This is a genomic window from Streptomyces bambusae, assembly GCF_020532645.1.
GTDB classification, from domain to species: Bacteria; Actinomycetota; Actinomycetes; order Streptomycetales; family Streptomycetaceae; genus Streptomyces; species Streptomyces bambusae.
The window spans coordinates 66,054-90,594 of the sequence record NZ_JAJAUZ010000011.1 but is presented as its reverse complement, the minus strand read 5'-3'; the positions used below and the strand labels follow the sequence as shown (position 1 = coordinate 90,594).

General features: G+C 74.2%; 21 protein-coding genes. 14 read left to right on the top strand and 7 right to left on the bottom strand.

The window, feature by feature from the left end; all coding sequences use genetic code 11:
* Nucleotides 1-85: 85 nt before the first annotated feature.
* On the top strand, nt 86-2,218 hold the full coding sequence (locus LG634_RS10680) for a primosomal protein N' (RefSeq protein WP_226733463.1): 2,133 nt from the start codon (nt 86-88) through the stop codon (nt 2,216-2,218).
* A gap of 119 nt (nt 2,219-2,337) precedes the next feature.
* On the opposite strand, the gene LG634_RS10675 is transcribed toward LG634_RS10680, so the two are convergent.
* Complete coding sequence (locus LG634_RS10675) at nt 2,338-2,874, bottom strand: hypothetical protein (protein WP_226733462.1); 537 nt, start codon at nt 2,872-2,874, stop codon at nt 2,338-2,340.
* 402 nt (nt 2,875-3,276) lie between these two features.
* Here LG634_RS10675 and fmt point away from each other — a divergent pair, with 402 nt between their 5' ends.
* The 8 genes from fmt (at nt 3,277) to LG634_RS10635 (ending at nt 11,491) form a co-directional block, all read left to right on the top strand.
* A complete protein-coding gene (gene fmt, locus LG634_RS10670) occupies nt 3,277-4,206 on the top strand; it encodes a methionyl-tRNA formyltransferase (RefSeq protein ID WP_226733461.1) in 930 nt (309 codons plus the stop codon).
* Between the two features lie 77 nt (nt 4,207-4,283).
* Entirely contained in the window at nt 4,284-5,747 is a 1,464-nt protein-coding gene (locus LG634_RS10665; protein ID WP_226733460.1) for an RsmB/NOP family class I SAM-dependent RNA methyltransferase, read from the top strand.
* 79 nt (nt 5,748-5,826) lie between these two features.
* On the top strand, nt 5,827-6,513 hold the full coding sequence (gene rpe, locus LG634_RS10660) for a ribulose-phosphate 3-epimerase (RefSeq protein ID WP_226733459.1): 687 nt from the start codon (nt 5,827-5,829) through the stop codon (nt 6,511-6,513).
* Nucleotides 6,514-6,674: 161 nt separating this feature from the next.
* Nucleotides 6,675-7,670, top strand: a complete 996-nt coding sequence (locus tag LG634_RS10655) for a sugar-binding transcriptional regulator (RefSeq protein WP_264202978.1) — start codon at nt 6,675-6,677, stop codon at nt 7,668-7,670.
* A gap of 61 nt (nt 7,671-7,731) precedes the next feature.
* Nucleotides 7,732-8,184: a guanyl-specific ribonuclease gene (locus LG634_RS10650; RefSeq protein WP_226733457.1), complete on the top strand. Its 453-nt coding sequence runs from the start codon at nt 7,732-7,734 to the stop codon at nt 8,182-8,184.
* Nucleotides 8,181-8,585 carry a barstar family protein gene (locus LG634_RS10645; protein ID WP_226733456.1) on the top strand — a complete coding sequence of 135 codons (405 nt, stop codon included), beginning with the start codon at nt 8,181-8,183 and terminating at the stop codon, nt 8,583-8,585. The genes LG634_RS10650 and LG634_RS10645 overlap by 4 nt, the downstream gene beginning before the upstream one ends.
* A 74-nt stretch (nt 8,586-8,659) precedes the next feature.
* Nucleotides 8,660-9,982 carry an IS701 family transposase gene (locus tag LG634_RS10640; RefSeq protein ID WP_226733455.1) on the top strand — a complete coding sequence of 441 codons (1,323 nt, stop codon included), beginning with the start codon at nt 8,660-8,662 and terminating at the stop codon, nt 9,980-9,982.
* Between the two features lie 60 nt (nt 9,983-10,042).
* Nucleotides 10,043-11,491 (top strand): GuaB1 family IMP dehydrogenase-related protein, encoded by a 1,449-nt coding sequence (locus LG634_RS10635; protein ID WP_264202976.1) that lies wholly within the window; start codon nt 10,043-10,045, stop codon nt 11,489-11,491.
* Nucleotides 11,492-11,607: 116 nt separating this feature from the next.
* On the opposite strand, the gene LG634_RS10630 is transcribed toward LG634_RS10635, so the two are convergent.
* Nucleotides 11,608-12,648 (bottom strand): GDSL-type esterase/lipase family protein, encoded by a 1,041-nt coding sequence (locus LG634_RS10630; RefSeq protein ID WP_226733453.1) that lies wholly within the window; start codon nt 12,646-12,648, stop codon nt 11,608-11,610.
* A gap of 399 nt (nt 12,649-13,047) precedes the next feature.
* On the opposite strand from LG634_RS10630, the gene LG634_RS10625 reads away from it, so the two are divergent.
* The 4 genes from LG634_RS10625 (at nt 13,048) to LG634_RS10610 (ending at nt 17,749) form a co-directional block, all read left to right on the top strand.
* The gene (locus LG634_RS10625) at nt 13,048-14,541 is read left to right on the top strand and encodes an amino acid permease (protein ID WP_226733452.1); all 1,494 of its coding nucleotides are present in this window, start codon (nt 13,048-13,050) and stop codon (nt 14,539-14,541) included.
* A gap of 10 nt (nt 14,542-14,551) precedes the next feature.
* The gene (locus LG634_RS10620; RefSeq protein WP_226733451.1) at nt 14,552-15,007 is read left to right on the top strand and encodes an Lrp/AsnC family transcriptional regulator; all 456 of its coding nucleotides are present in this window, start codon (nt 14,552-14,554) and stop codon (nt 15,005-15,007) included.
* Nucleotides 15,008-15,197: 190 nt separating this feature from the next.
* The gene (locus tag LG634_RS10615; RefSeq protein WP_226733450.1) at nt 15,198-15,995 is read left to right on the top strand and encodes a carbon-nitrogen hydrolase family protein; all 798 of its coding nucleotides are present in this window, start codon (nt 15,198-15,200) and stop codon (nt 15,993-15,995) included.
* A gap of 59 nt (nt 15,996-16,054) precedes the next feature.
* The gene (locus LG634_RS10610) at nt 16,055-17,749 is read left to right on the top strand and encodes a flavin monoamine oxidase family protein (protein WP_226733449.1); all 1,695 of its coding nucleotides are present in this window, start codon (nt 16,055-16,057) and stop codon (nt 17,747-17,749) included.
* Between the two features lie 82 nt (nt 17,750-17,831).
* On the opposite strand, the gene LG634_RS10605 is transcribed toward LG634_RS10610, so the two are convergent.
* The 3 genes from LG634_RS10605 to LG634_RS10595 form a co-directional block, all read right to left on the bottom strand.
* Nucleotides 17,832-18,515 carry a DUF5995 family protein gene (locus tag LG634_RS10605; RefSeq protein WP_226733448.1) on the bottom strand — a complete coding sequence of 228 codons (684 nt, stop codon included), beginning with the start codon at nt 18,513-18,515 and terminating at the stop codon, nt 17,832-17,834.
* 110 nt (nt 18,516-18,625) lie between these two features.
* Nucleotides 18,626-20,065, bottom strand: a complete 1,440-nt coding sequence (locus LG634_RS10600) for a uracil-xanthine permease family protein (protein ID WP_226733447.1) — start codon at nt 20,063-20,065, stop codon at nt 18,626-18,628.
* 60 nt (nt 20,066-20,125) lie between these two features.
* Nucleotides 20,126-21,343: an MFS transporter gene (locus tag LG634_RS10595; protein WP_226733446.1), complete on the bottom strand. Its 1,218-nt coding sequence runs from the start codon at nt 21,341-21,343 to the stop codon at nt 20,126-20,128.
* Nucleotides 21,344-21,435: 92 nt separating this feature from the next.
* On the opposite strand from LG634_RS10595, the gene LG634_RS10590 reads away from it, so the two are divergent.
* Nucleotides 21,436-22,548, top strand: coding sequence for an ROK family transcriptional regulator (locus tag LG634_RS10590; RefSeq protein ID WP_226733445.1), 1,113 nt, complete (start codon nt 21,436-21,438; stop codon nt 22,546-22,548).
* Nucleotides 22,549-22,771: 223 nt separating this feature from the next.
* Here the strand turns inward: LG634_RS10590 and LG634_RS10585 are convergent, their stop codons facing one another.
* Entirely contained in the window at nt 22,772-23,518 is a 747-nt protein-coding gene (locus tag LG634_RS10585) for an SDR family oxidoreductase (RefSeq protein WP_226733444.1), read from the bottom strand.
* A 33-nt stretch (nt 23,519-23,551) separates the two neighbouring features.
* Nucleotides 23,552-24,466, bottom strand: coding sequence for an RNA polymerase sigma-70 factor (locus tag LG634_RS10580; protein WP_226733443.1), 915 nt, complete (start codon nt 24,464-24,466; stop codon nt 23,552-23,554).
* Between the last annotated feature and the right edge of the window lie 75 nt (nt 24,467-24,541).

Below are 24,541 nucleotides of genomic sequence, written 5' to 3'. Positions count from 1 at the left end.
GCTTCCCGGCAACCACCCCGTACGGCCCCGGACCACTGGTCCGGGGCCGTACGGCGTTGTCGGTGCCGTTTGGTAAGAATGCGGGGTGAGCAGCGCGAACGAGTCCGCACAGCGCCCCGGGGAGCACGGCCCGGGGGGCCCGCCCGAACAGCTCGCGCTCATCCGGGAGACCGTCCGCAAGGCGAAGGCCGTCCCCAAGGCCAAGCCGCGGACCTGGCGCGGCGCCGCGCTCGCCAAGGAGCTGCCGGTCGCCCGCATCCTCGTCAACAAGGGCGTGCTCCACCTCGACCAGCTGTGGGACTACGCCGTGCCCGCCGACCTCGACGAGGCCGCGCAGCCCGGCGTCCGGGTCCGGGTCCGGTTCGGGGCCGGCGCCCACCACGTCCGCGAGGGCCGCCGCGAGGGCGGCGGCCTGATCGACGGCTTCATCGTCGAGCGCCGCGCCGAGACCGACTACACCGGGCCGCTCGCCGCGCTCGCGCACGTCGTGTCCCCCGAGCCGGTGCTCACCCCCCGGATGCTGGCCCTCACCCGCGCCGTCGCCGACCGGTACGCGGGCAGCCTCGCCGACGTGCTCCAGCTCGCCGTGCCGCCCCGCAACGCCCGCGCCGAGGCCAAGCCGTCCCCGGCGCCGCTGCCGCCGCCGCCCGCACCCGCCCCCGGCAGCTGGCAGCGGTACGGCTCCGGGCCCGCGTTCCTGCACGCCCTGGCGGCCGGCGCCAACCCGCGGGCGGTGTGGACCGCACTGCCCGGGCCGGACTGGGCCGGGGAACTGGCCCGGGCCGTGGCCGCCACCCTGGCCTCCGGGCGGGGCGCGCTGGCCGTGCTGCCCGACGGGCGGACCACCGCCCGCCTGGACGCCGCACTCACCGAGGTGCTCGGCGCCGGCCGGCACGCCGTCCTCACCGCCGGCTCCGGGCCCGAGGCCCGGTACCGGCAGTGGCTGTCCGTGCACCGCGGCTCGGTCCGGGCCGTCATCGGCACCCGCGCCGCCATGTTCGCCCCCGTACGCGACCTGGGACTGGTGGCGATCTGGGACGACGGGGACTCCAGCCACGGCGACGACAACGCACCGTTCCCGCACGTGCGCGAGGTGCTCGAACTGCGGGCCGCCCACGACGGGTGCGCCTTCCTCCTCGGCTCCACCTCCTGCACCGTGGAGGCGGCCCAGCTGGTCGAGTCCGGCTGGGCACGGCCGCTCGCCGCCGACCGCACGCAGGTACGGGCCGCCGCCCCGCGGATCCGGACCGTCGGCGACGACGACCTCGGCCGGGACGAGGCCGCCCGTGCCGCCCGGCTGCCCAGCCTCGCCTGGGAAGCCGTGCGCGAGGGCCTGAAGACCGGGCCGGTGCTGGTCCAGGTGCCGCGGCGGGGGTACGTGCCCCGGCTGGCCTGCGAGCGCTGCCGCACCCCCGCCCGCTGCCGGCACTGCGCCGGCCCGCTGGAGGCCCCCGACGAACGGGAGCTGCACTGCGGCTGGTGCGGGCGGCCGGAAGCCTCCTGGCACTGCGAGACCTGCGGGTCGGTGAGGCTGCGCGCCCAGGTGGTGGGCGCCCGGCGAACCGCCGAGGAACTGGGCCGGGCGTTCCCCGCGGTGCCGGTGCGGACCTCGGGCCGCGACCACGTCCTCGACACCGTGCCGGACCGGCCGGCCCTGGTGGTCAGCACCCCGGGCGCCGAACCGGTCGCCGAGGGCGCCGGGTACGCGGCCGCGCTGCTGCTCGACGGCTGGGCCATGCTGGGCCGGCCCGACCTGCGGGCCGCCGAGGAGGCGCTGCGCCGCTGGATCGGCGCGGCCTCGCTGGTCCGGGGGCAGGACGCGGGCGGCACCGTGGTGATCGTGGCCGAAGCCACCCTGCGGCCGGTGCAGGCGCTGGTGCGCTGGGACCCGGTCGGGCACGCCCTGCGCGAGCTGGCCGAGCGGGCCGAACTGGGCTTCCCGCCGGTGTCCCGGATGGCCTCGGTGGCCGGCGCGGCCGAACCGCTCGCCGCCTTCCTGGCCTCCGTCCGGCTGCCCGAGGACGCCGAGGTGCTGGGCCCGGTGCCGCTGCCCGCCCGGCGGGGCGCACCGGACGCGGGAGAGCGCGCGCTGATCCGGGTCCCGCCCGGCAGCGGCGCGGCCCTGGCCGCGGCCCTCAAGACGGCCCAGGCGGCCCGGCTGGCCCGCGGTCCGGCCGAACCGCTGCGGGTGCGGATCGACCCGCTCGACATCGGCTGACACCCGGCCTCGGCAGCCGCCCGGCGCGGCGCGCACCGGTGGCCGGACGCGGAACTGCCCTGCAGGGAGGGGAAGGCCCTGCAGGGCAGTGTCGGGGGCCCGTCCCGGCGGGGACGGGGTCAGCCCGTGCGGGGGCCCGGGAACGCGCCGGTGCGGGCGGCCGCGGCCTCCTCGCGCAGCGTCTGGCTGCCCGAGGTCGGCTGCGGCGGCATCGCACGCGCCGCCGGCACCGACGGCATCCCGATGGTCCGGGTCGTCGTGCCCTCCGCCGGCGGCTCCACCTCTGCCGTCGCGGCGCCCGCGGCCCCGGCCCGCCGGGCCCCGTACCGCCGGTGCACGGCCTGCTTGGTCACGCCGAGGGCGGAACCCACCGCGTCCCAGGAGAAGCCGAGCGACCGGTCGAAGTCCACGGCGGCGGTCACCAGCGTCTCGACGCTGTCGCGCAGTTCCTGGGCGAGACGGACGGTGGGCGCGGGCGCCCGGCCGTAGACGACGAAGCCCGTGGACGGGCCGGAGCGGCGTGGGCGGTACACGTTGCCGAGCTGGGCGGTGAGCGTCCTCAGCGCATCCACCTGCCGGCGGACCCGCTCGATGTCCCGCACCAGTAGATGCAGGCTGGCCCGCGCTTGGGCGTCGTGGGTGGCGTGGTCGGCCATTTACAAGCCTCTCGAACCGGCGTCGAAACGGACGGGCCGCGGCGCAAATGCGGCCCGATTCGGTCAATCTCTCTTGACCAACGCTCGATCCGGCGAGTGGTCACGCCCCGGGGGCGTACCGGCATATGCGAGGAGCGCACGCAACCCCGTACGCCCCCCGGGTGAGCGGAGACCGCATGGCCCCCAGGGGGTGTTGCGAAAGTCCTGCACGGCGCCCACGGCGCCCGGCACGCACTCTCGCCGCACCGGCCGAAGCCCCGAGTACGCCCAGTACGAGGGCCTTCGCCCGGCACGCCGAGAGCACGCACCGGACACCGCGGGCACCGCACAGGACCTTCGCAACACCCCCTAGACTGGGAGGCTGCTTACCGCGGCCGCCCGAGATAGTGAGGTAACCCACCCGTGAAGCTCGTCTTCGCAGGCACCCCCGAGGTGGCTGTCCCCGCCCTGGACGCCCTGATCGCCTCCGGCAGGCACGAGGTCGCCGCCGTGGTCACCCGCCCCGACGCCCCCGCGGGCCGCGGCCGCCGGCTGGTCGCCAGCCCCGTCGCCGAGCGCGCCGCCGAAGCCGGCATCGAGGTCCTCAAGCCCGCCCGGCCGCGCGACCCGGAGTTCCTCGCCCGGCTCGCCGAGATCGCCCCAGACTGCTGCCCGGTCGTCGCGTACGGCGCGCTGCTGCCCAAGGCCGCGCTCGACATCCCCGCGCACGGCTGGGTCAACCTGCACTTCTCCCTGCTGCCCGCCTGGCGCGGGGCCGCGCCCGTCCAGCACGCCGTGATGGCGGGCGACGAGATGACCGGCGCCTCCACCTTCCGGATCGAGGAAGGCCTCGACACCGGACCGGTGTTCGGCGTGCTCACCGAGCAGGTCCGGCCCACCGACACCAGCGGCGACCTCCTCACCCGGCTCGCGTTCGCGGGCGCCGGGCTGCTCGCCGCCACCATGGACGGCATCGAGGACGGCACCCTGCGCGCCGAGCCGCAGCCCGCCGACGGCGTCACCATGGCCCCCAAGATCACCGTCGACGACGCCTGCGTGGACTGGACCGCCCCGGCACTGCGCGCCGACCGCGTGGTCCGCGGCTGCACCCCGGCCCCCGGCGCCTGGACCGTGTTCCGCGGCGAGCGCCTCAAGCTGATCCAGCTCGGCCTGGCCCCCGAGCGCACCGACCTGGCGCCCGGCGACCTGGCCCCCGCCAAGAACAGCGTCCACGTCGGCACCGGCTCGCACGCCGTCGAGCTGCTGTGGGTGCAGCCGCAGGGCAAGAAGCCCATGAAGGGCGCCGACTGGGCCCGCGGCGTCCGCATCGCCCCGGGCGAGCGCCTCGGCTGAGCCGACGTACGCTGAGAAGGGCCGGACCGGCCCTCTCTTCTTCTCTTCTCACCACTTTTCTGCGGAGCACCTTCCACGTGACCGAACAGCCTCGTCGCCGTCCCGCCGCCAAGCAGGGCAAGCCGTACCGCCGCCCCCAGAAGGACCCCGTGCGGATCCTCGCCTTCGAGGCCCTGCGGGCGGTGGACGAGCGGGACGCGTACGCGAACCTCGTGCTGCCCCCGCTGCTGCGCAAGGCGCGGGAGGACGCGGCGGCCAAGGGCGGCCGGTTCGAGGCCCGGGACGCGGCCCTCGCCACCGAGCTGGTCTACGGCACCCTGCGCCGCCAGGGCACGTACGACGCGGTCATCGCCGCCTGCATCGACCGGCCGCTGCGCGAGGTCGACCCGCCGGTCCTCGACGTCCTCTCGCTCGGCGCCCACCAGCTGCTCGGCACCCGCATCCCCACCCACGCCGCGGTCTCCGCGAGCGTGGAGCTGGCCCGCGTGGTGCTCGGCGACGGCCGGGCCAAGTTCGTCAACGCCGTGCTGCGCCGGATCGCCGCCCACGACCTCGACGGCTGGCTGGAGCAGGTCGCCCCGCCGTACGAGAAGGACGCCGAGGACCACCTCGCCGTCGTCCACTCGCACCCGCGCTGGGTGGTCTCCGCCCTCTGGGACGCCCTCGGCGGCGGCCGCGCCGGCATCGAGGACCTCCTCGAAGCCGACAACGAGCGGCCCGAGGTCACCCTGGTCGCCCGTCCCGGCCGGGCCACCCGCGAGGAGCTGCTGACCGCCGTCGGCGAGGACTCGGCGCTGCCCGGCCGCTGGTCCCCGTACGCGGTGCGGCTCGCCGAGGGCGGCGAGCCCGGCGCCATCGATGCCGTCCGCGAGGGCCGCGCCGGCGTCCAGGACGAAGGCAGCCAGCTGGTCGCCATGGCCCTGGCCAACGCCCCGCTGGAAGGCCGCGACGAGCGCTGGCTCGACGGCTGCGCCGGCCCCGGCGGCAAGGCAGCCCTGCTCGCCGCGCTCGCCGCCGGGCGCGGGGCCGCCCTGCTCGCCTCCGAGAAGCAGCCGCACCGGGCCCGCCTGGTCGAGCGCGCCCTCGCCGGGAACCCCGGCCCGTACCAGGTGATCGCCGCCGACGGCACCCGCCCGCCGTGGCGGCCCGGCTCCTTCGACCGCGTCCTCATGGACGTGCCCTGTTCGGGGCTGGGCGCGCTGCGCCGCCGTCCTGAGGCCCGCTGGCGGCGCCGCCCCGAGGACATGGACGGCTTCGCGCCGCTCCAGCGCGGCCTGCTGCGCGAGGCGCTGTCCGCGGTCCGCGTCGGCGGCGTGGTCGGCTACGCCACCTGCTCCCCGCACCTGGCCGAGACCCGGGTGGTCGTCGAGGACGTCCTCAAGGGACGCGGCGGCGCCCGCCCGGTCGCGGCCGAGTGGATCGACGCCCGCCCGCTGATGGAGGGCGTACCGGGCCTCGGCGACGGGCCGGACGTCCAGCTGTGGCCGCACCTGCACGGCACCGACGCGATGTACCTGGCGCTGCTGCGGCGGACGGCGTAGCGAATCCGGTACCGGTCCGGCCCCCCGGAAGCGAGGGGCCGGGGCCGGAAGCCGCAACGGGCATGGCACGCTTGGGGGCATGGCCGTTCAGATCAATCCCAGCATCCTGTCCGCGGACTTCTCCCGACTCGCCGAGGAGGCGAAGGCCGTGGAGGGCGCCGACTGGCTGCACGTCGACGTCATGGACAACCACTTCGTCCCGAACCTGACCCTCGGCGTGCCCGTCGTCGAGTCGCTGAGCCGGGCCACGGACACCCCGCTGGACCTGCATCTGATGATCGAGGACCCGGACCGCTGGGCCCCGCAGTACGTGGAGGCCGGCGCCGGATCGGTCACCTTCCACGCGGAGGCGGCCGCCGCGCCGGTGCGGCTGGCCCGGGAGATCCGGGCCAAGGGCGCCCGCGCCTCGATGGCCCTCAAGCCGGCGACGCCGATCGAGCAGTTCGAGGACATCCTCCCCGAGCTGGACATGCTGCTGATCATGACGGTGGAGCCGGGCTTCGGCGGCCAGCCGTTCCTGGACGTGATGCTCCCCAAGATCCGCCGCACCCGCGAGCTGATCAGCAAGCACGGGCTGGAGCTGTGGCTCCAGGTCGACGGCGGGGTCTCGGCCACCACCATCGAGCGGTGCGCGGAGGCCGGCGCCGACGTCTTCGTGGCCGGCAGCGCGGTCTACGGGGCCGTGGACCCGGCCGCGGCGGTGCGCACCCTGCGCGAGCAGGCGGGCGCTGCGATCGCCGCGGCCCCCTGGGCCTGCGACCACTGAGCGGCCGCGGGAGAAGCCCCGGCGGACGGCTCGGTGAACGGGAGCTGTCCGGGCTGATCAACGGCCGCCGGATCTGACAGGATGAACGGCGAGTCGAGAGTGTGAACAAAGCTAAGGAGATCGCGGTGTCTGGTGTGTCGGCGGGTCGGTCAGCCCTGCGGATGGGACCCGCGGAGCTGGTGCAGGCGGCGGCCATGGCCCGCCGCTTCTACCTGGAGGGCAAGTCCAAGATCCAGATCGCCGAGGAGTTCGGCGTGAGCCGCTTCAAGGTGGCCCGGGTCCTGGAGACCGCCCTGGAGCGCGATCTCGTCCGGATCGAGATCCGGGTGCCCGCCGAGCTGGACGCGGAGCGCTCCGACGCGCTGCGCGCCCGGTACGGGCTGCGGCACGCGGTCGTCGTGGAGTCCCCGGCGGACGCCGCCGAGGACGCCCCGGACCCGGAGAACCTGGGCGCCGTCGCCGCCGACCTGCTCGGCGAGCTGGTCAACGAGGGCGACGTGCTGGGCCTGGCCTGGGGCCGTTCCACCATCCACATGGCGGCGGCCCTGCACCGGCTGCCCCCGTGCACCGTGGTCCAGCTGACCGGCGTGTACGACGCGGGCACCGCCGAGCGCGGCTCCGTGGAGGCCGTACGCCGGGCCGCCCAGGTGTCCGGCGGCGATGCGCACCCCATCTACGCACCGATGCTGCTGCCCGACCCGGCGACCGCGGCCGCGCTGCGCAACCAGACCGGTATCGCGCGCGCCTTCGAGTACTTCGACAAGGTGACGGTCGCCGCCGTCTCCATCGGCTCCTGGGAGCCGGGCATCTCGACCGTGCACGACATGCTGACCGACGAGGAGCGCGCCCACTACGCCTCGCTGGGCGTGGCCGCCGAGATGTCCGCGCACCTCTTCGACAAGGACGGCCGCCGGGTCGGCCGGGACCTCGGCGAGCGCTGCATCACCGTCGAGGCGGACCGGCTGCGCCGGATCCCCGAGGTCGTCGCCATCGCCGGCGGGCTGCGCAAGGCCGCGGCGATCGGCGCCGTGCTGCGCTCCGGGCTGGTCACCAGCCTGGTGACGGACACCGCCGCCGCGGACTACCTGCTGACCGAGTCGGCGCCCGGCCTGCGCCCGGCCCTGGACCGGGCGGACCCGGACACGCTGACCGCGTGACCGCGCGCCGTCGGCGCGTCGGCGGTTCGCGGTCGGCCGGTGCGTCTGCCAGCATCGGAGCATGATCTTCCGGAACGTCCTGCCGCCGGTGCTGCGCGCCCTCGGGGCCGTGTTCCTCTGTGCCGCGCTGGTGGCCGCCGCGGCCGGGTGCACGGCCGGGAAACCGGCATCACCCGGCGCCAAGGCCACCCCCGGCCGCTCCGGGACGGCCACGGCCGTCCCGGGCTGGGCGCGGGGGATGAAGACGGTCCGGGAGGCGGACCTGCCGTCGCAGGCCCGTGACACCCTGCGCCTCATCGACCGCGGCGGCCCCTACCCGTACCGCCAGGACGGCACCGTCTTCGGGAACTTCGAGCGGGTGCTGCCCCGTCAGAAGCGCGGCTACTACCACGAGTACACGGTGAAGACCCCCGGCTCGCCGACCCGCGGGGCGCGCCGCATCGTGACCGGTGGCCAGGTGGAGTTCTACTACACGGACGACCACTACAAGACGTTCAAGGCGGTGCTCCGATGACTCTGGACCCCCAGCCGCTCGCCCCCGCCGTGGCGGCCGCCCGGCAGTCCGGGCGGGCCGTGGTCGTGCTCGACCTGGACGGCGTACGGACCAAGGCGGCGCTCATGGAGCGGTGCGCGCGGACCCTGGAGCTGCCGGAGTGGTTCGGGCGGAACTGGGACGCGCTCGCCGACGTGCTCACCGACCCCGTCTGGCATCCGGAGGAGGGGGTTCGGGTGCTGCTCGCCGTCACCGCCTGGCAGGAGTACGCGAAGACCCGGCCGCACGACTGGGAGGTGTTCCGCGAGGTGCTGGAGGGGGCCTCCGACTACTGGGCGGAAGGGGCCGGCGCCGGCGCCGGGTCTGCGGCGGCGGACGAAGACGGCGGCCCGGGGCTCGTGGTCCTCCTCGCATCCGGGTAGCGTCACGGGGAGGGCGCGGCGCGCCCGCTCTCTGCCGTTGCACCGACGGGAACAGCGGGGAAGGGGAGGCACACGTGGCTTGCAGAGTCCTGCCGGAGGAGCCGTCGGAGGCGGCCGCCGGATCGCTCGACGCCCTCGTACCGCTGTTCTACGAGTCCTTACCCCGGCGGGACCAGCGCAACTGGGCCCGCGTCTACCTGAACGGCCTCCTCTCCACCACGGGGAAGAAGACCATCCGCAACATCGCCGGGGCCGACGCGGGCTCCGTCGAGCAGAGCCTCCAGCAGTTCATCAGCAAGTCGCCCTGGGACTGGACACCGGTCCGCCGCTCGCTCGCCCGGTACCTCGAAGGGACCGTGCCGGCGCCGCTGGCCTGGGTGGTCCGGCCGCTGGTCATCGAGAAGGCGGGGGACCGCTCCGTCGGGGTCGGCCGGCAGTTCGTCCCGCAGCTCGGCCGCACCGCCAACTGCCAGCAGGCGAACGGGATCTGGCTGGCCAGCGGCGAGGCCGGCTTCCCGGTCGAGTGGAGCCTGACCCTCCCCGTGCCGTGGACCAGCGAACGGCTGCGCCGCCGGGCCGGCATCCCCGACACCGCACGCGCCCTCAGCCCCGCGCAGGACGCCGTACTGGCCGTGCTGCGGATGGCGTCCGGCTGGGAACTGCGGCGCAGACCCGTGGTGATGGAGGTCGGCCGCACCGAATTCCTGCCGTGCGCCGCGGCGTTCGCCCTCCGGGGCATTCCCTTCGTCCTCAAGGTGGACGGCGACCTGCCGGTCGCCGGCTGCGGCTCGGGCCGCGCCCGGGGCGGCCCGCCCGCCGCACCGGCCCGCGAGGTCGCCGCCGCGCTGCGGGGCCGCCGGCGGACCGTCGAGTGGACCCGGCCCGGCGGGGCCGGGGGAGCGGTCACCCGGCTGGCCGCAACCGCCGTGACCGCCGCCCCCGCCGCGGACCGCGGGTCCGGCCCGGCGGTCCCGGTGCCCGCTCCGCTGCTGCTGCTCGGGGCCTGGGCCGGGGACGAGCCGCAGCCCGGTGAGTTCTGGATCACCAACGTGGCCGACCGGACGCCCGCCCAGCTGTTCCTGCTCGCCAAGCTCGCCGACCGGGTGGACCTCGACTGCGCCGAGGTGTGCGAGCGGGTCGGCATCCGCGACTTCGAGGGCCGCTCCTTCCGCGGCTGGCACCACCACGCCACCCTCGCCAGCGTCGCCCACGCGGCCGCGGTGCTCGGCGGCGGCCGCCGGGCCGCCCCGGACCTGCCTCCGGCTCCGCCGCACCACCGGATTCCGGCCGCCGTGGCGGCCGTCCGGGCAGAAAGACCCGTAGGAAGAGACCAACCGGCCCGGTATGTCCTGGACGATTGTCCCGGGAGTCGCAATGGTCCGGACATGGGAGAATGAAGTACGTGCGTTTTCCTCGGCTGCCGCCCTGTCCGAGGTACCTCCGATCGACTGGGATGTCTGCACGTGCGTTTCCTCAATGACCTCAAGCCGCCGTACGACCTGACGTACGACGACGTTTTCATGGTGCCGAGCCGTTCCGCGGTCGGTTCCCGCCAGGGCGTCGACCTCTCCGCGCCCGACGGCACCGGCACGACCATCCCGCTGGTGGTCGCCAACATGACCGCGATCGCCGGCCGCCGCATGGCCGAGACGGTCGCCCGCCGCGGCGGCCTCGTGGTCATCCCGCAGGACATCCCCATCGAGGTCGTCACCGACGTCATCTCCTGGGTGAAGACCCGCCACCTGGTGCTCGACACCCCGATCACCCTGGCGCCCACCCAGACCGTCGCCGACGCGCTCTCGCTGCTGCCCAAGCGGGCGCACGGCGCCGGTGTCGTCGTGGACGCGGACCACCGCCCGGTCGGCGTGGTCACCGAGCACGACCTGTCCGGAGTGGACCGCTTCACCCAGCTCTCCGAGGTCATGTCGCGGGAGCTGCTGCTCATCGACGCCGACATGGACCCGCGCGAGGCCTTCAACCAGCTCGACGCCGGTCACCGCAAGCTGGCTCCCGCCGTCGACGCCGACGGCCGGCTGGTCGGCATCCTGACCCGCAAGGGCGCGCTGCGCGCGACCCTGTACAGCCCGGCGGTCGACGCCGAGGGCAAGCTGCGCATCGCGGCCGCCGTCGGCATCAACGGCGACGTGGCGGGCAAGGCCAAGCAGCTGCTCGACGCGGGCGCCGACGTGCTCGTGATCGACACCGCGCACGGCCACCAGGAGAAGATGATCGAGGCGATCAAGCTGGTCCGCGCGCTGGACCCGCAGGTCCCGATCGTGGCCGGCAACATCGTCGCCGCCGAGGGCGTCAAGGACCTCGTCGAGGCCGGCGCCGACATCATCAAGGTCGGTGTGGGCCCCGGCGCCATGTGCACCACCCGCATGATGACCGGCGTGGGCCGCCCGCAGTTCTCCGCGGTGCTGGAGTGCGCCGCCGAGGCGAAGAAGTACGGCAAGCACGTCTGGGCCGACGGCGGCGTCCGTCACCCGCGCGACGTGGCGATGGCCCTGGCCGCCGGCGCCTCGAACGTGATGATCGGCTCCTGGTTCGCCGGCACGTACGAGTCCCCGGGCGACCTCCAGCAGGCCGCCGACGGCCGCCTGTACAAGGAGTCCTTCGGCATGGCCTCCGCCCGCGCCGTGCGCAACCGCACCTCGGACGAGTCCGCGTACGACCGGGCCCGCAAGGCGCTCTTCGAGGAGGGCATCTCCACCTCGCGGATGTTCCTGGACCCGCAGCGCCCCGGCGTCGAGGACCTGATCGACTCGATCATCGCCGGCGTCCGCTCCTCCTGCACCTACGCCGGTGCCGGCTCCCTGGCGGAGTTCGAGGAGAAGGCCGTCGTCGGCATCCAGTCCGCGGCCGGCTACGCCGAGGGCAAGCCGCTGCACGCCAGCTGGAGCTAGTCACCGCCTGCACAGAGGTCCGTGGCCCCCGATCCGTTCCGGACGGGGGCCACGGACCTTTCCGCGCCCGTACGGCCGATGCGCCCGTCCGGCCGGTGTACTCGTACGGCCGCCGCCTACGCGAAGCCCTCCTCGTGCAGGGAGGCGGCCACCGCGGCGCCCAGCACGGCGTGCCCCTCGTCGTTGGGGTGCAGCCCGTCGGCGAGGTGCTCCGGGCGCAGCAGGGGCAGGCCCGGCAGCAGGGCGAGGCGGCGGTCGCCGCCGAGTATCCGGTCCCGGACCGCACGCTCCATCGCAGCGCGCAGCTCGCCGAGGGTGGCGCCGAGCCGGTTGGGGGTGTGCTCGGCCTCGGGCCGCAGCACGGGGGAGACCAGCAGCAGCGGGGTCTCGGGGTGACCCTGGCGGATCAGGTCGAGGAAGGCCCGGGTGGTCTCGTACAGCAGGGGCACCGAGTACGGGATCCGGGACCAGCAGTTCGTGCCGAACGCCAGGGTGATCAGGTCGGCGGGCAGGGTGGCGAGCTGCTCCGCGGTCGGCAGTTCGCCGCGGGCGGCGCCCGCGTACCCGAGGTTCACCGTGTCGACCCCGAGGGCGCGGCCGGCGACGGCGGGCCAGCCGTGCGCGGGGCGGGTGGACCACCAGCCCTCGGTGATCGAGTCACCGTGCACCACCCAGCGCGGCGCCGGCTCGGCCGGCAGCACCGGGCCGCCGATCCCCCGGACGCCGAGGACCAGCGGGGACTGGGCCTCGGGCGGGTACACGGTGTACGGGCCGAGGCCCGCCGGCAGGGTGATCCGGACCACGGACTCCTCCGCGGGGTCCGTGAACAGTTCGCGCAGCAGCCCGTGCCGGTTCCAGAGCGAGAAGACGTGCGCAAGGTCACGCAGGGAGTCCGTGGGGCCCGGGACGGTGGCCCGGTAGCGGATCTCCACGGCCGTGGTGCCCGGCCCGGCCCGGAACTCCAGCCGCACCCCGATCGGCAGGGTGGCCCGCTCCCCGGTGTCCCAGGGCAGCCGCATCGAGTCCGCGGGGTCCGCCCGTACCACCCGGCCGCCCTCCAGCCAGGCCACCCCGCGCAGGAAGGCGAGCGGGTCCAGCCACTCCCCGTGCCATTCCCCGGCCCCCCGGGTCTCCTGACCGCCCACCGGTCTGCTCACCGGGCCCCTCCGATCGTCCGATGCGGAAACACACACCCATCCCTGCCCAGCGAGCCTGCCCGGGACGCCGGGAGACATGGCTGAGCAGAGGCAACGGAGCCCAATTTCTGACAGGTTGTCAAGAGCGGCTGGTGGTCCAGACCACGCAGCGATCGAACGGTCATGCGCAACAAAGGGCCATTCCGGTCCAATGCGCGCAATGATCGTGCACGAACGTGCAAGGATGGTGCATTACGGGCGGGAACCCCCAGCTCGTAGGCTCACTCGCTGTACGTGGAGTGGTGCGACCGCCCTGCCCGCGGTCCCCCGGCCCGACCCTGCTCTCGTTCAGGGTGGCCCCGCTCCGGATCGCTGCGGTCGATGCCAACCCCTCTCCCCGCAGTGACAAGGAGTACCCCTGTGCTGGACCACGGCCAGGCGCCACCCGTTTCGCCCGCTTCGTCCCCCGCGGCAGCCGGCCCCCGCAACCCGCTGCTGCGCCGCAAGCCGGTGGAGCAGCTGGTCGCCGAGGGCGGCCACGGCGAGGGCGGATCGCTCAGGCGCTCGCTGACCATGTGGCAGCTGACCATGATCAGCATTGGCGCCACCCTGGGCACCGGCATCTTCGTGGTGCTGGGCGAGGCGACCCCGATCGCGGGCCCCGCCGTCTGGATCGCGTTCATCGTGGCCGGCCTGACCGCGCTGTTCTCCGCGCTGTCCTACGCCGAGCTCGCGGGCTCCATACCGGTCTCCGGCTCCTCGTACTCGTACGCCTACGCCACCATGGGCGAGCTGGTCGCCTGGATCTGCGGCTGGTGCCTGGTCCTGGAGTACGGCGTCTCCGTCGCCGCCGTGGCGGTCGGCTGGGGCCAGTACCTCAACGAGCTGCTCGACGGCACCGTCGGGATCACCATCCCCGAGACGTTCTCCGCCCCGCTGGGCGAGGGCGGCTACATCAACATGCCGGCCCTCGTCGTGGTCCTGCTCTGCATGGTCTTCCTGCTCCGCGGTGCCAAGGAGAGCGCCCGGATCAACTCGATCATGGTCGGCGTCAAGATCGTCACGCTGGTGCTCTTCTGCGTCATCGGCTTCATGGGCATCAAGGCCGGCAACTACACCCCGCTCGCCCCGCTCGGCGTCACCGCCATCAGCACCGCCGCCTCGATGCTCTTCTTCTCGTACATCGGCTTCGACGCCGCCTCCACCGCGGGTGAGGAAGCCAAGAACCCGAAGAAGGACCTGCCCCGCGCGATCATGCTCTCGCTGCTGATCGTCACCGTGCTCTACTGCCTGGTCGCGCTCGTCGCCGTCGGCGCCATGCCGTGGCAGGACTTCGAGGGCAGCGAGGCCGCCCTGGCCCAGATCATGGAGGACGTCACCGGTCACTCCTTCTGGAGCGTCGTGCTGGCCGCCGGCGCGGTCGTGGCCATCGCCAGCGTCGTCTTCGCCGTCCTCTACGGCCAGACCCGCATCCTGTTCGCGATGTCCCGCGACGGCCTGGTTCCCAAGGCGTTCGCCAAGGTCGACGAGAAGACCGGCACCCCCCGGATCAACACGATCATCGTCTGCCTGTTCTGCGCCGTGCTCGCCGCCTTCATCCCGCTGGGCGAGCTGGCCAACGCCACCAGCATCGGCACGCTCTTCGCGTTCGCCCTGGTCAATGCGGCCGTCGTGATCCTGCGCTTCACCCGCCCGGACATGAACCGGACGTTCAAGGTCGCCCTGTTCCCGGTCACCCCGATCCTCGGCTTCGTCTTCTGCGCCTACCTGATGTACGAGCTGCCCTGGCTCACCTGGGCGTACTTCGGTGGCTGGATGGCCGTCGGACTCGTGATCTACTTCCTCTACGGAATGCGCCGCTCCAGCCTGGGTCTGACCGCGCTGGCCGCGGCCGAGGAACTGACAGATAAGTGATCCAAGCCCCGTGCGCCTGAACGATCTCGACGAACGCATCGTCCACGCCCTCGCCGAGGACGCCCGCCGCTCCTACGCGGACATCGGCTCCGAGGTCGGCCTGTCCGCGCCCGCGGTGAAGCGGCGCGTGGACAGGCTCCGGGCGGAAGGGGCCATCACCGGCTTCACCGTCCGCGTCGACCCGGCCGCCATGGGCTGGGAGACCGAGGGCTTCATCGAGATCTACTGCCGCCACAACACCTCGCCGGACGACATCCGGCGGGGGCTGGAGCGGTACCCCGAGGTGGTGTCCGCGTCGACCGTCACCGGCGACGCGGACGCCCTCGTCCAGGTCTTCGCCTCGGACATGCGCCACTTCGAACGGGTCCTGGAACGAATCGCCGGCGAGCCGTTCGTGGAGCGCACCAAGTCCGTCCTCGTGCTGTCTCCGCTGCTCAGGCGCTTCACCTCGGGCGCCCCGGGCTGATCCGCTGCGTACGAGCGGGGGCCGGGACTGTCCCGTGGACGGGACCCACGCACAACGAATCGCCGTTTCGCGCGCATAACGCGCAACGAATCGTTCAGCAGCGTGCAATGGTCGCGCCTTGTCCGGGCCGAAGGACGCACCGTACGGTCTAAAGGTCCCCACAAACCCCCTCACGTCTCAGAGGTCGCTCATGCCCCAGCTGCGCACCGCACTGCTTCAGAGCTCCGGACGGCTCGGTGACGTCGCCGAGAACCTGAAGGTCCTCGAACAGGCGGCCGAGCGTGCGGCGGGCGCCGGAGCCGGCCTCCTGATCAGCCCGGAGATGTTCCTCACCGGGTACGCGATCGGCGAGGACGTGCCGCGGCTGGCCGAGGCGAGCGACGGCATGTCCGCGCGGGCCATCGGGGAGATCGCCCGCCGCCACGGGATCGCCGTCCTCTACGGCTACCCCGAGCGCGACGGCGAGGCCGTCTACAACTCGGCGCAGCTCATCGGCCCCGACGGCGCCTCGCTCGCGAACTACCGCAAGACCCATCTGTTCGGCTGCTTCGAGCAGGACAGCTTCGTGCCGGGCGACGTCCCGGTGGTCCAGGCCGAGCTCGGCGGGCTCACGGTCGGGATCCTGATCTGCTACGACGTCGAGTTCCCGGAGAACGTCCGCGCCCACGCCCTCGCGGGCACCGACTTCCTGGTCGTGCCCACGGCGCAGATGCACCCGTTCCAGTTCGTCGCCGAACAACTGGTGCCGGTCCGGGCCTTCGAGAGCCAGATGTACGTCGCGTACGTCAACCGGACGGGCCCCGAGGGCGAGTTCGAGTTCGTCGGCCTGAGCTGCCTGGCGAGCCCCGACGGCGTCACCCGCACCCGCGCCGGCCGCGGCGAGGAGATCGTCTTCGGCGAGGTCGACCCCGAGCTGCTGGCCGCCTCGCGGGAGAACAACCCGTACCTGCGCGACCGCCGCCCCGGGCTCTACGCCTCCCTCGTCTGACCCGCGCCGCCCTCCCCGCCCTCCCCCTGCACCCCCCTGCCCGCAAGGAGCCGTACCCCATGACGTCCACGGTCCCCACCGCCGTCCCGCACACCGACGGCCAGCCGCCGATCACCATGTTCGGTCCGGACTTCCCGTACGCCTACGACGACTTCCTGGCGCACCCCGCGGGCCTGGGCCAGATACCGGCGACCGAGCACGGCGCGGAGGTCGCGGTCATCGGCGGCGGCCTGTCCGGCATCATCTCGGCGTACGAGCTGATGAAGATGGGCCTCAAGCCCGTCGTCTACGAGGCGGACCAGATCGGCGGCCGGCTGCGGACCGTCGGCTTCGAGGGCCAGGGCACCGAGGGCCTGACGGCGGAGATGGGCGCCATGCGCTTCCCGCCCTCGTCGACCGCGCTCCAGCACTACATCGACCTGGTGGGCCTGACCACCGAGCCCTTCCCGAACCCGCTGGCCGAGGCCACGCCCTCCACGGTCGTCGACCTCAAGGGCGAGACGCACTACGCCGAGACCATCGCCGACCTCCCGCAGATCTACCGCGACGTCGCCGAGGCCTGGAACGCCTGCCTCGAAGAGGGCGCCGACTTCTCGGACATGAACACCGCGATGCGCGAGCGGGACGTCCCGCGCATCCGCGAGATCTGGGCCAAGCTCGTCGAGAAGCTCGACGACGAGACCTTCTACGGCTTCCTCTGCAAGTCCGAGGCCTTCAAGTCCTTCCGCAAGCGCGAGATCTTCGGCCAGGTCGGCTTCGGCACCGGCGGCTGGGACACCGACTTCCCGAACTCCATCCTGGAGATCCTCCGCGTCGTCTACACCGAGGCCGACGACCACCACCGCGGCATCGTCGGCGGCTCCCAGCAGCTGCCGCTGCGCCTCTGGGAGCGCGAGCCGGAGAAGATCGTGCACTGGGCGCAGGGCACCTCGCTGTCCTCCCTGCACGGCGGCACCCCGCGCCCGGCGGTCACCCGCCTGCACCGCACCGCCGGCAACCGCATCACCGTCACCGACGCCGCCGGCGACATCCGCACCTACCGCGCGGCGATCTTCACCGCGCAGTCGTGGATGCTGCTCTCGAAGATCGAGTGCGACGACTCGCTCTTCCCGATCGACCACTGGACGGCGATCGAGCGCACCCACTACATGGAGTCCTCCAAGCTCTTCGTCCCCGTGGACCGGCCGTTCTGGCTGGACAAGGACGAGGAGACGGGCCGCGACGTCATGTCGATGACGCTGACCGACCGGATGACCCGCGGTACGTACCTGCTGGACAACGGCCCGGACCAGCCTGCCGTGATCTGCCTGTCGTACACCTGGTGCGACGACAGCCTGAAGTGGCTGCCGCTGTCCGCGAACGAGCGGATGGAGGTCATGCTGAAGTCCCTGGGCGAGATCTACCCCAAGGTCGACATCCGCCGCCACATCATCGGCAACCCGGTCACCGTCTCCTGGGAGGACGAGCCCTACTTCATGGGCGCGTTCAAGGCCAACCTGCCGGGCCACTACCGCTACCAGCGCCGCCTGTACACGCACTTCATGCAGGACCGCCTCCCCGAGGACAAGCGCGGCATCTTCCTCGCCGGTGACGACATCTCCTGGACGGCCGGCTGGGCCGAGGGTGCCGTGCAGACCGCGCTGAACGCGGTCTGGGGCGTCATGCACCACTTCGGCGGTGCCACCGACGGCACCAACCCGGGCCCGGGCGACCGCTACGACGAGATCGCCCCGGTCGAGCTGCCGGAGGACTGACCTCCGGTCGCGCCCCCGTGACAACGGGCCGCCCCCGCGCACGCAGCGCCGGGGGCGGCCCGTCCCCATGTCCGGGGCGCCGTCAGCGTCCCGACGGGGTGAGCAGGCAGCGGCCGACCAGACCGACCCCGGCCGAGAGCGAGCCGGTGACCTCGTCGGCCAGTGCCGGGTGGCCGCGCAGCGTCCACAGCAGCCGGGCCGAGGACCAGGCCGCGTCCCGGGCCCGGTCCAGGCTCCAAGAGCCCAGCAGGTGGGTGAGCGGATCGGCGACCTCCAGCAGGTCCGGGCCCGGCATCAGGTCCTCGCGGATCCGCTCCTCCAGGGCCACGAGGGTGTCGCCCACCCGGTCGAAGTCGGCCTCCAGGGCGGCCGGCGGCACCCCGAGGGTGCGGCAGGCGGCCACCACCGCCAGCGGCAGGTCGTGGCCGATGTGCGCGTTGATCCCGGCGAGGGCGTGCTGGAGGGGGCGTACGCCGGGGTGCCGGCGGTACTGGAACAGCGGCCGCCAGCAGGCCGGTACCGGCCGGTCGGCGGCCGCCGCGTCCACGGCCGCCAGGTACAGGCCGGCGAACCGCGCCGCCAGCGACTCGGCCGTGTGCGGCACGGGGAAGCCGCCGTCGTCGATGCGCCGCCGTAGCTCCTCCGTGACCGCCAGGTACACGCGGTTGAACACCGCCACGCCGTCGCGCGGGTGCAGGCGTTCCTCCAGCGCGCGCATCCGCGCCACCACCGGATCCAGCGACACCCCGACCGTCATCTGAGCCATGCGGGAGAGCGTCCCAGGCCCGGCCCGCGCAGGGGAGCCGTCGCCGGGTGTTTCGCCGGTTTGGGCGAAACGGCGGCGGTCACCGCACCGGGCCGGGCCGGGTGCCGGTCCTACCGGCCGGCGGGCCCGGGCTTCGCGTCCGGCTTCCCGCCGGGCCGGTCCTCGTACGGAGCGTCCTGCTGCTCGTCGTACGCCGACGTCCCCGAGTCGAGCAGGGGCTCCGCCTGCTTCATGTGGGCGGGGGCGAAGGCGCGCAGGGCGTGGTAGCCGGTGATGACCACCAGGGTGCCCAGGGCGATGCCGCCGAGTTCGAAGTTGTCGGTGATCTGGAGCTTGACCCCGCCGACGCCGATGATGACGCCCGCCGCGGCCGGCACCAGGTTCAGCGGGTTGCGCAGGTCCACCCGGCCGTTGATCCAGATCTGGGCGCCGAGCAGGCCGATCATGCCGTACAGGATGACGGTGATGCCGCCGAGCACGCCGCCGGGGATGGCGGCCACGACCGCCCCGAACTTGGGGCAGAGGCCGAAGAGCAGGGCGAAGCCGGCGGCGGCCCAGTAGGCGGCCGTCGAGTACACCCGGGTCGCGGCCATCACGCCGATGTTCTCGGAGTACGTGGTGTTCGGCGGGCCGCCCAGCGCCGTGGACAGCATCGAGGCCGCGCCGTCGGCGGCGATCGCGGTGCCCAGCTTGTCGTCGAGCGGGTCGCCGGTCATCTCGCCGACGGCCTTCACGTGCCCGGCGTTCTCCGCGATCAGCGCGATCACCACGGGCAGGGCGACCAGGATCGCCGACCACTCGAAGGCCGGCGCGTGGAAGGACGGCAGCCCGATCCAGTCCGCCTTGCCGACGCCCGACAGGTCCAGCCGCCAGTGGTCCACGGCCTCGGGCCCGCCCGCCGTGGAGTGGATCTTCCCGAAGAGCCGGTCGAACAGCCAGGAGATGCCGTACCCGAAGAGCAGGCCGAGGAAGATCGCGATCCGGGACCAGAAGCCGCGCAGGCAGACCACCGCGAGGCCGGTGAACAGCATCACCAGCAGCGCCGTCCACTGGTCCTGCGGCCAGTACACGGACGCGGTCACCGGGGCCAGGTTGAAGCCGATCAGCATCACGACGGCGCCGGTGACCACCGGCGGCATCGCGGCGTGGATGATCCGCGCGCCGAACCGCTGGACGGCCAGACCGGCCAGCAGCAGCGCGCCCCCGACCACGAACACCGCGCCGGTCACGGTCGCACTGTCCCCGCCGGAGGCCCGGATCGCCGCGGCCACGCCGACGAACGACAGCGAGCAGCCGAGGTACGAGGGGATCCGGCCGCGGGTGGCCAGCAGGAAGATGACCGTCGCGACGCCGGACATCATGATCGCCAGATTGGGGTCCAGGCCCATCAGGACCGGGGCCACGAAGCTGGCGCCGAACATGGCCACGACGTGCTGGGCGCCGAGACCGGCGGTCCGCGGCCAGGACAGCCGCTCGTCCGGGCGGACCACCGCCCCCGGGGCCGGGGTCCGCCCGTCTCCGTGCAGGGTCCAGCCCACGCCGAGGCGCATGTTCCACTCCGTTTCGCCGGTCGTCTGAAGATCACGGGCCGCGGGGCGGCCGACCGTATCCTACGGCCGGATTCCGGTGTGTTCCTGCTGGTCGGACCCGGTGGCCCGGGGGCCGGAGCGCCGCTTGGGACCGAGTACGGCGGCGCCGGGGACCAGGGCGAAGGCCAGCGCCGTGACCAGGCCGAACGACACCAACAGCGAGCTGGCGTCGGCGACCGCGCCGATCGCCGAGGGCGCGATCAGGCCGGAGGTGTACGTCACCGTGGCCACGCCCGCGATAGCCTGCGCCGGTGCCGGGCCGCTGCGCCCGGCGGCGGCGAAGGCGAGCGGGACCACGACGGCGATGCCGAGCCCGATCAGGCCGAAGCCGGCGAGGGCCGCGGCCGGGTGGCCGGCCGTCACGACCAGCAGGCCGCCGGCGGTGGCGAGCAGCCCGCCGGTGCGGACCGTGCGGACCGCGCCGAACCGGTCCACCACCCGGTCGCCGGCGAGCCGGGCCACCGCCATGGTCAGGGCGAAGGCCGTGGTGGAGGCGGCGGCCAGACCGGCGTCGGTGTGCAGCACGTCCTTCAGGTACACCCCGGACCAGTCGAGGCTGGCGCCCTCCGCGAACACCGCGCAGAACCCGACCGCCCCGATCAGTACGGCGGACCGCGGCGGCAGCGCGAAGTGCGGCGGCGGCTCCTCGTCCGGCGCGCTGCGCAGGTCCAGCACCCCCCGGCAGGCGACCAGGCCGATGGCCGTGAGCAGCAGGGCGGCCAGCAGGTGGTGCAGCCGGGCGTCGGTGCCGGCGTGCGCGGCGAGGGTGCCGCCGGCCGAGCCGAGGAGGGCGCCGACGCTCCACATGCCGTGCAGCGAGGACATGATCGAGCGGCCCAGGCGGTTCTCGGTCTCGACGCCGAGCGCGTTCATGGCCACGTCGGACATGCCGGCCGCGATGCCGTAGCCGAACAGGGCGAGGCAGAGCGCCGGCAGGCCGGTGGCCAGGCTCGGGAGCGCGAGGGAGAGGGTCCACAGGGCGAGCAGGCCGGTCAGGGCGGTGCGGGCGCCGAAGCGGTGGTTGATCCTGCCGGCCAGCGGCATCGCGAGCGCCGCGCCGACGGCGGGGCAGGCGAGGGCCAGTCCGAGGGCACCGGCGTCGAGGGAGGCGTGCTCCTGGATCCACGGGATCCGGGTGGCGAAGCTGCCGGTGACGGTGCCGTGCACGCAGAAGACGGCGGCGATCGCGAGGCGGGCGCGGCGCAGCCGCCGCGGGGTGAGGTCGGGTTCCCCTGTCATGCGCCATAAACTATCAGGGAGCCTGCCTGATAATTAAGGCCCCGACCGGACGGGCCGCCGGGGGCACCGATAGGTTCTGGAGCGTGCGCGCGATGTCACCTGCCTCCCCGAGTACGGCCCGGGCGATCAACGACCGGCTGGCGCTGCGACTCCTCCAGGAGGAGGGGCCGCTGACCGCGACCCAGCTCAAGACGCTGACCGGGCTGTCCCGGCCGTCCGTCGCCGACCTCGTGGACCGGCTGTCCGAGGCCGGGCTGATCGAGGTCGTGGGGGAGTCCGGCGCGCAGCGGCGCGGCCCCAACGCCCGGCTGTACGGGATCGTCGCCGGGCGGGCCCACCTGGCCGCGCTGGACGTGCGTACGGACCGGGCCAGTGCGGTCGTCACCGACCTGCTGGGCAACCCGCTGGCCGAAGGCGAGCTGCCCACCGGCACCGCGACGGAGGCGGTGGCCGCGCTGGAGCGGCTGGCGGGGGAGCGGGCGCTGCACACCGTGGTGATGGGCGCGCCCGGGCTGGTCTCGCCGGCCACCGGCGAGCTGCGCGACACCGCGGGGCTGCCGGCCTGGCACCGGGAGCTGTACGCGCTGCTGCAGAGCCGGCTGCCGGCCGTGGTGCGGGTGGAGAACGAGACCAATCTGGCGGCCGTCGCCGAGCAGCGGCTGGGGGCCGCGCGCGACATCGACTCCTTCGTGCTGCTGTGGCTGGGGGCGGGGGTGGGCGCCGCCGTCGTGCTCGACGGGCGGCTGCGGCGGGGGGCCTCCGGCGGGGCCGGGGAGATCGGCTTCCTGCCGGTGCCGGGTACCGGCGGGCTGCCGTCGGCGACCGGGTGCGACGGGGGGTTCCACGCGCTGGTGGGGCGGGCGGCGGTGGGGGCGCTGGCCCGGGAGCACGGCTTCGCCGGGACCGCGGAGGAGGCGGTGGCGGGGGCGGCCGGGGAGGGCTTCCTCGATGCGTTCGCCGGGCGGCTGGCAGTGGGGGCGGCGGCGGTGGCTGCCGTGCTGGATCCGGGGTGCGTGGTGCTGGGCGGGGAGCTGGGGCTCGCGGGTGGTGCGGATCTGGCCGGGCGGGTTGCGGCTCGGCTGGGGGGGCTGACGCCGGTGCCGACCGTGGTGCGGGGGTCGTCGCTGGGCGGGGCGGCGGTGCTGGCGGGGGCGCGGCTGGTTGCGCGGGATGCGGCGCAGGACGCGGTGTTCGGCGTGGTGTAGCAGGCGGCTCCGCCTCCTGCCGGGCGCTGCCCGGACCCGCGCCTCAACCGCCGGCGGGGCTGGATCTTGCCCCGCCGGGTCGTGCAGGGCGGGCGGGGGCGTCCTGCCGGGCGCTGCCCGGACCCGCGCCTCAACCGCCGGCGGGGCTGGAGTTGGTCCTGCCGGATCTTGGCCTTCCCGGGCGGGGCGGGGCCGGAGCGGTTTCGCCCCGCCGGACCACCCGTTACAGGGCGCTCTTGGTTGTGGGTTCGGTGAGGTGGGTGGTGAAGGTGGTGGTGCCTGTGGGGCGGGTGGGGGTGAGGTGGGCGCCTTGGCGGAAGGCGGTGAAGGTCTTGCCGGGGAGGCGGACGGGGAGGACCGGGCGACGGGTGCCGCGGGTGCGGAGGTAGCTGCGGGCCAGGTCCGGGAGGGAGGCCACCTCCGGGCCGCCCAGGTCGGGGACCCGGCCGGACGGGGCACCCGCGGCGAGCACGGCCAGCCGGTCGGCGACCTCCTCGGCGGCGATCGGCTGGTCCGGCACCGCGGGGACCAGGAGCACCGGCAGCCGGGACACGGTGCGGAACAGCTGCACCAGCAGCTCGTGGAACTGAGTGGCCCGCAGGATCGTGTACGGCACCCCCGACCGCTCGATCAGCCGCTCCACCGCGTGCTTCGCCCGGTAGTAGCCCAGCGGGACGGCGTCCACCCCGACGATCGAGATGTACACGAGGTGGCCGAGGCCGGCCCGCCGCGCCGCCGCGATCAGGTGCCGGGCGGCCTCCTCGTCCCCGCCGGACGGCGAGGAGGCGCAGTGCACGACGGTGTCCGCGCCCGTCAGGGCCGCGTCCAGGCCCGTGCCGTCCCGCAGGTCGACCGGGTACTCGGGGGAGGAGCGGCTGAGCACCCGGACCTCGTGGCCCGCGGCCCGCAGCCGGGGGACGAGGAGGGAGCCGAGGGTGCCGGTGCCGCCCGTGACGAGGATGGTGCTCATCGCTGTGCCTGCCTTTGCCGGAGGAGTGCGTACTCAGCTCAGACCGGACGGCCCGCCGGAATGTGACAGCTGACCGCGCAGGAACACCAGCTTCTCCGGATTGACCACCGTCCGCACCGCCTCCAGCAGCCCGTCGCGGAAGTCCAGGGCCAGCGCGCACAGCGGTGCCTCCGGGGGGCCGACGAGCACCCCCGGACCGCCGTTGACCTCCACCGGGGTGAGCGCCAGGCCGGCCGCGAACCGCTCCAGTGTGCCCAGCAGGTAGCGGGCCGCCTTGTCCCGGCCGACCACCGGCCGCCGGGCCGCGGACACCTGGTCCCCGCCGTCGGACACGCACACCACGTCGGTGGCGAGCAGCCGCTCCAGCCCGGCCAGGTCGCCCTCGCGGGCCGCGGTGAGGAAGCGGTCGACCAGCTCGTGCCACCGCCCGTCGTCCGCGGTGAACCGCGGGCGGCGGCCCGCCAGCCGGGTGCCGGCCCGCCGGTACAGCTGCCGGCAGTTCGCCTCGGAGAGCTCCAGCAGCCCGGCGATCTCGCGGTGCCCGTAGCCGAACGCCTCGCGCAGCACGTACACCGCGCGCTCGGCCGGCGTCAGCTGCTCCAGCAGCACCAGCAGCGCCATCGACACCTGGTCGCGCTGCTCGGCCGACTCCAGCGGGCCGAGCACACCGGAGCCGGTGAGCACCGGCTCCGGAAGCCAGGGGCCGGTGTACACCTCGCGCCGGGCCCGGGCCGAGTCCAGCCGGTTCAGGCACAGCCGGGTGACGGTCCTGGCGAGGAAGGCTCCCGGGTGCCCGACGTCGGAGCGGTCGGCCGCCCGCCACCTCAGGTACGCGTCCTGCACGGTGTCCTCGGCCTCCTCGGCGGAGCCGAGCATCCGGTAGGCGATGCCGAACAGCCGGGGCCGGTGCGACTGGAACGCGAGCGTGGTGGCGTCGGGTGTGGTCACGGGTCGAGGGTGCCAGACGGCGGCATGCGAAAACCCGGTGGCCGCCGGGCCACCGGGTCCTCACGTCATCGGCTG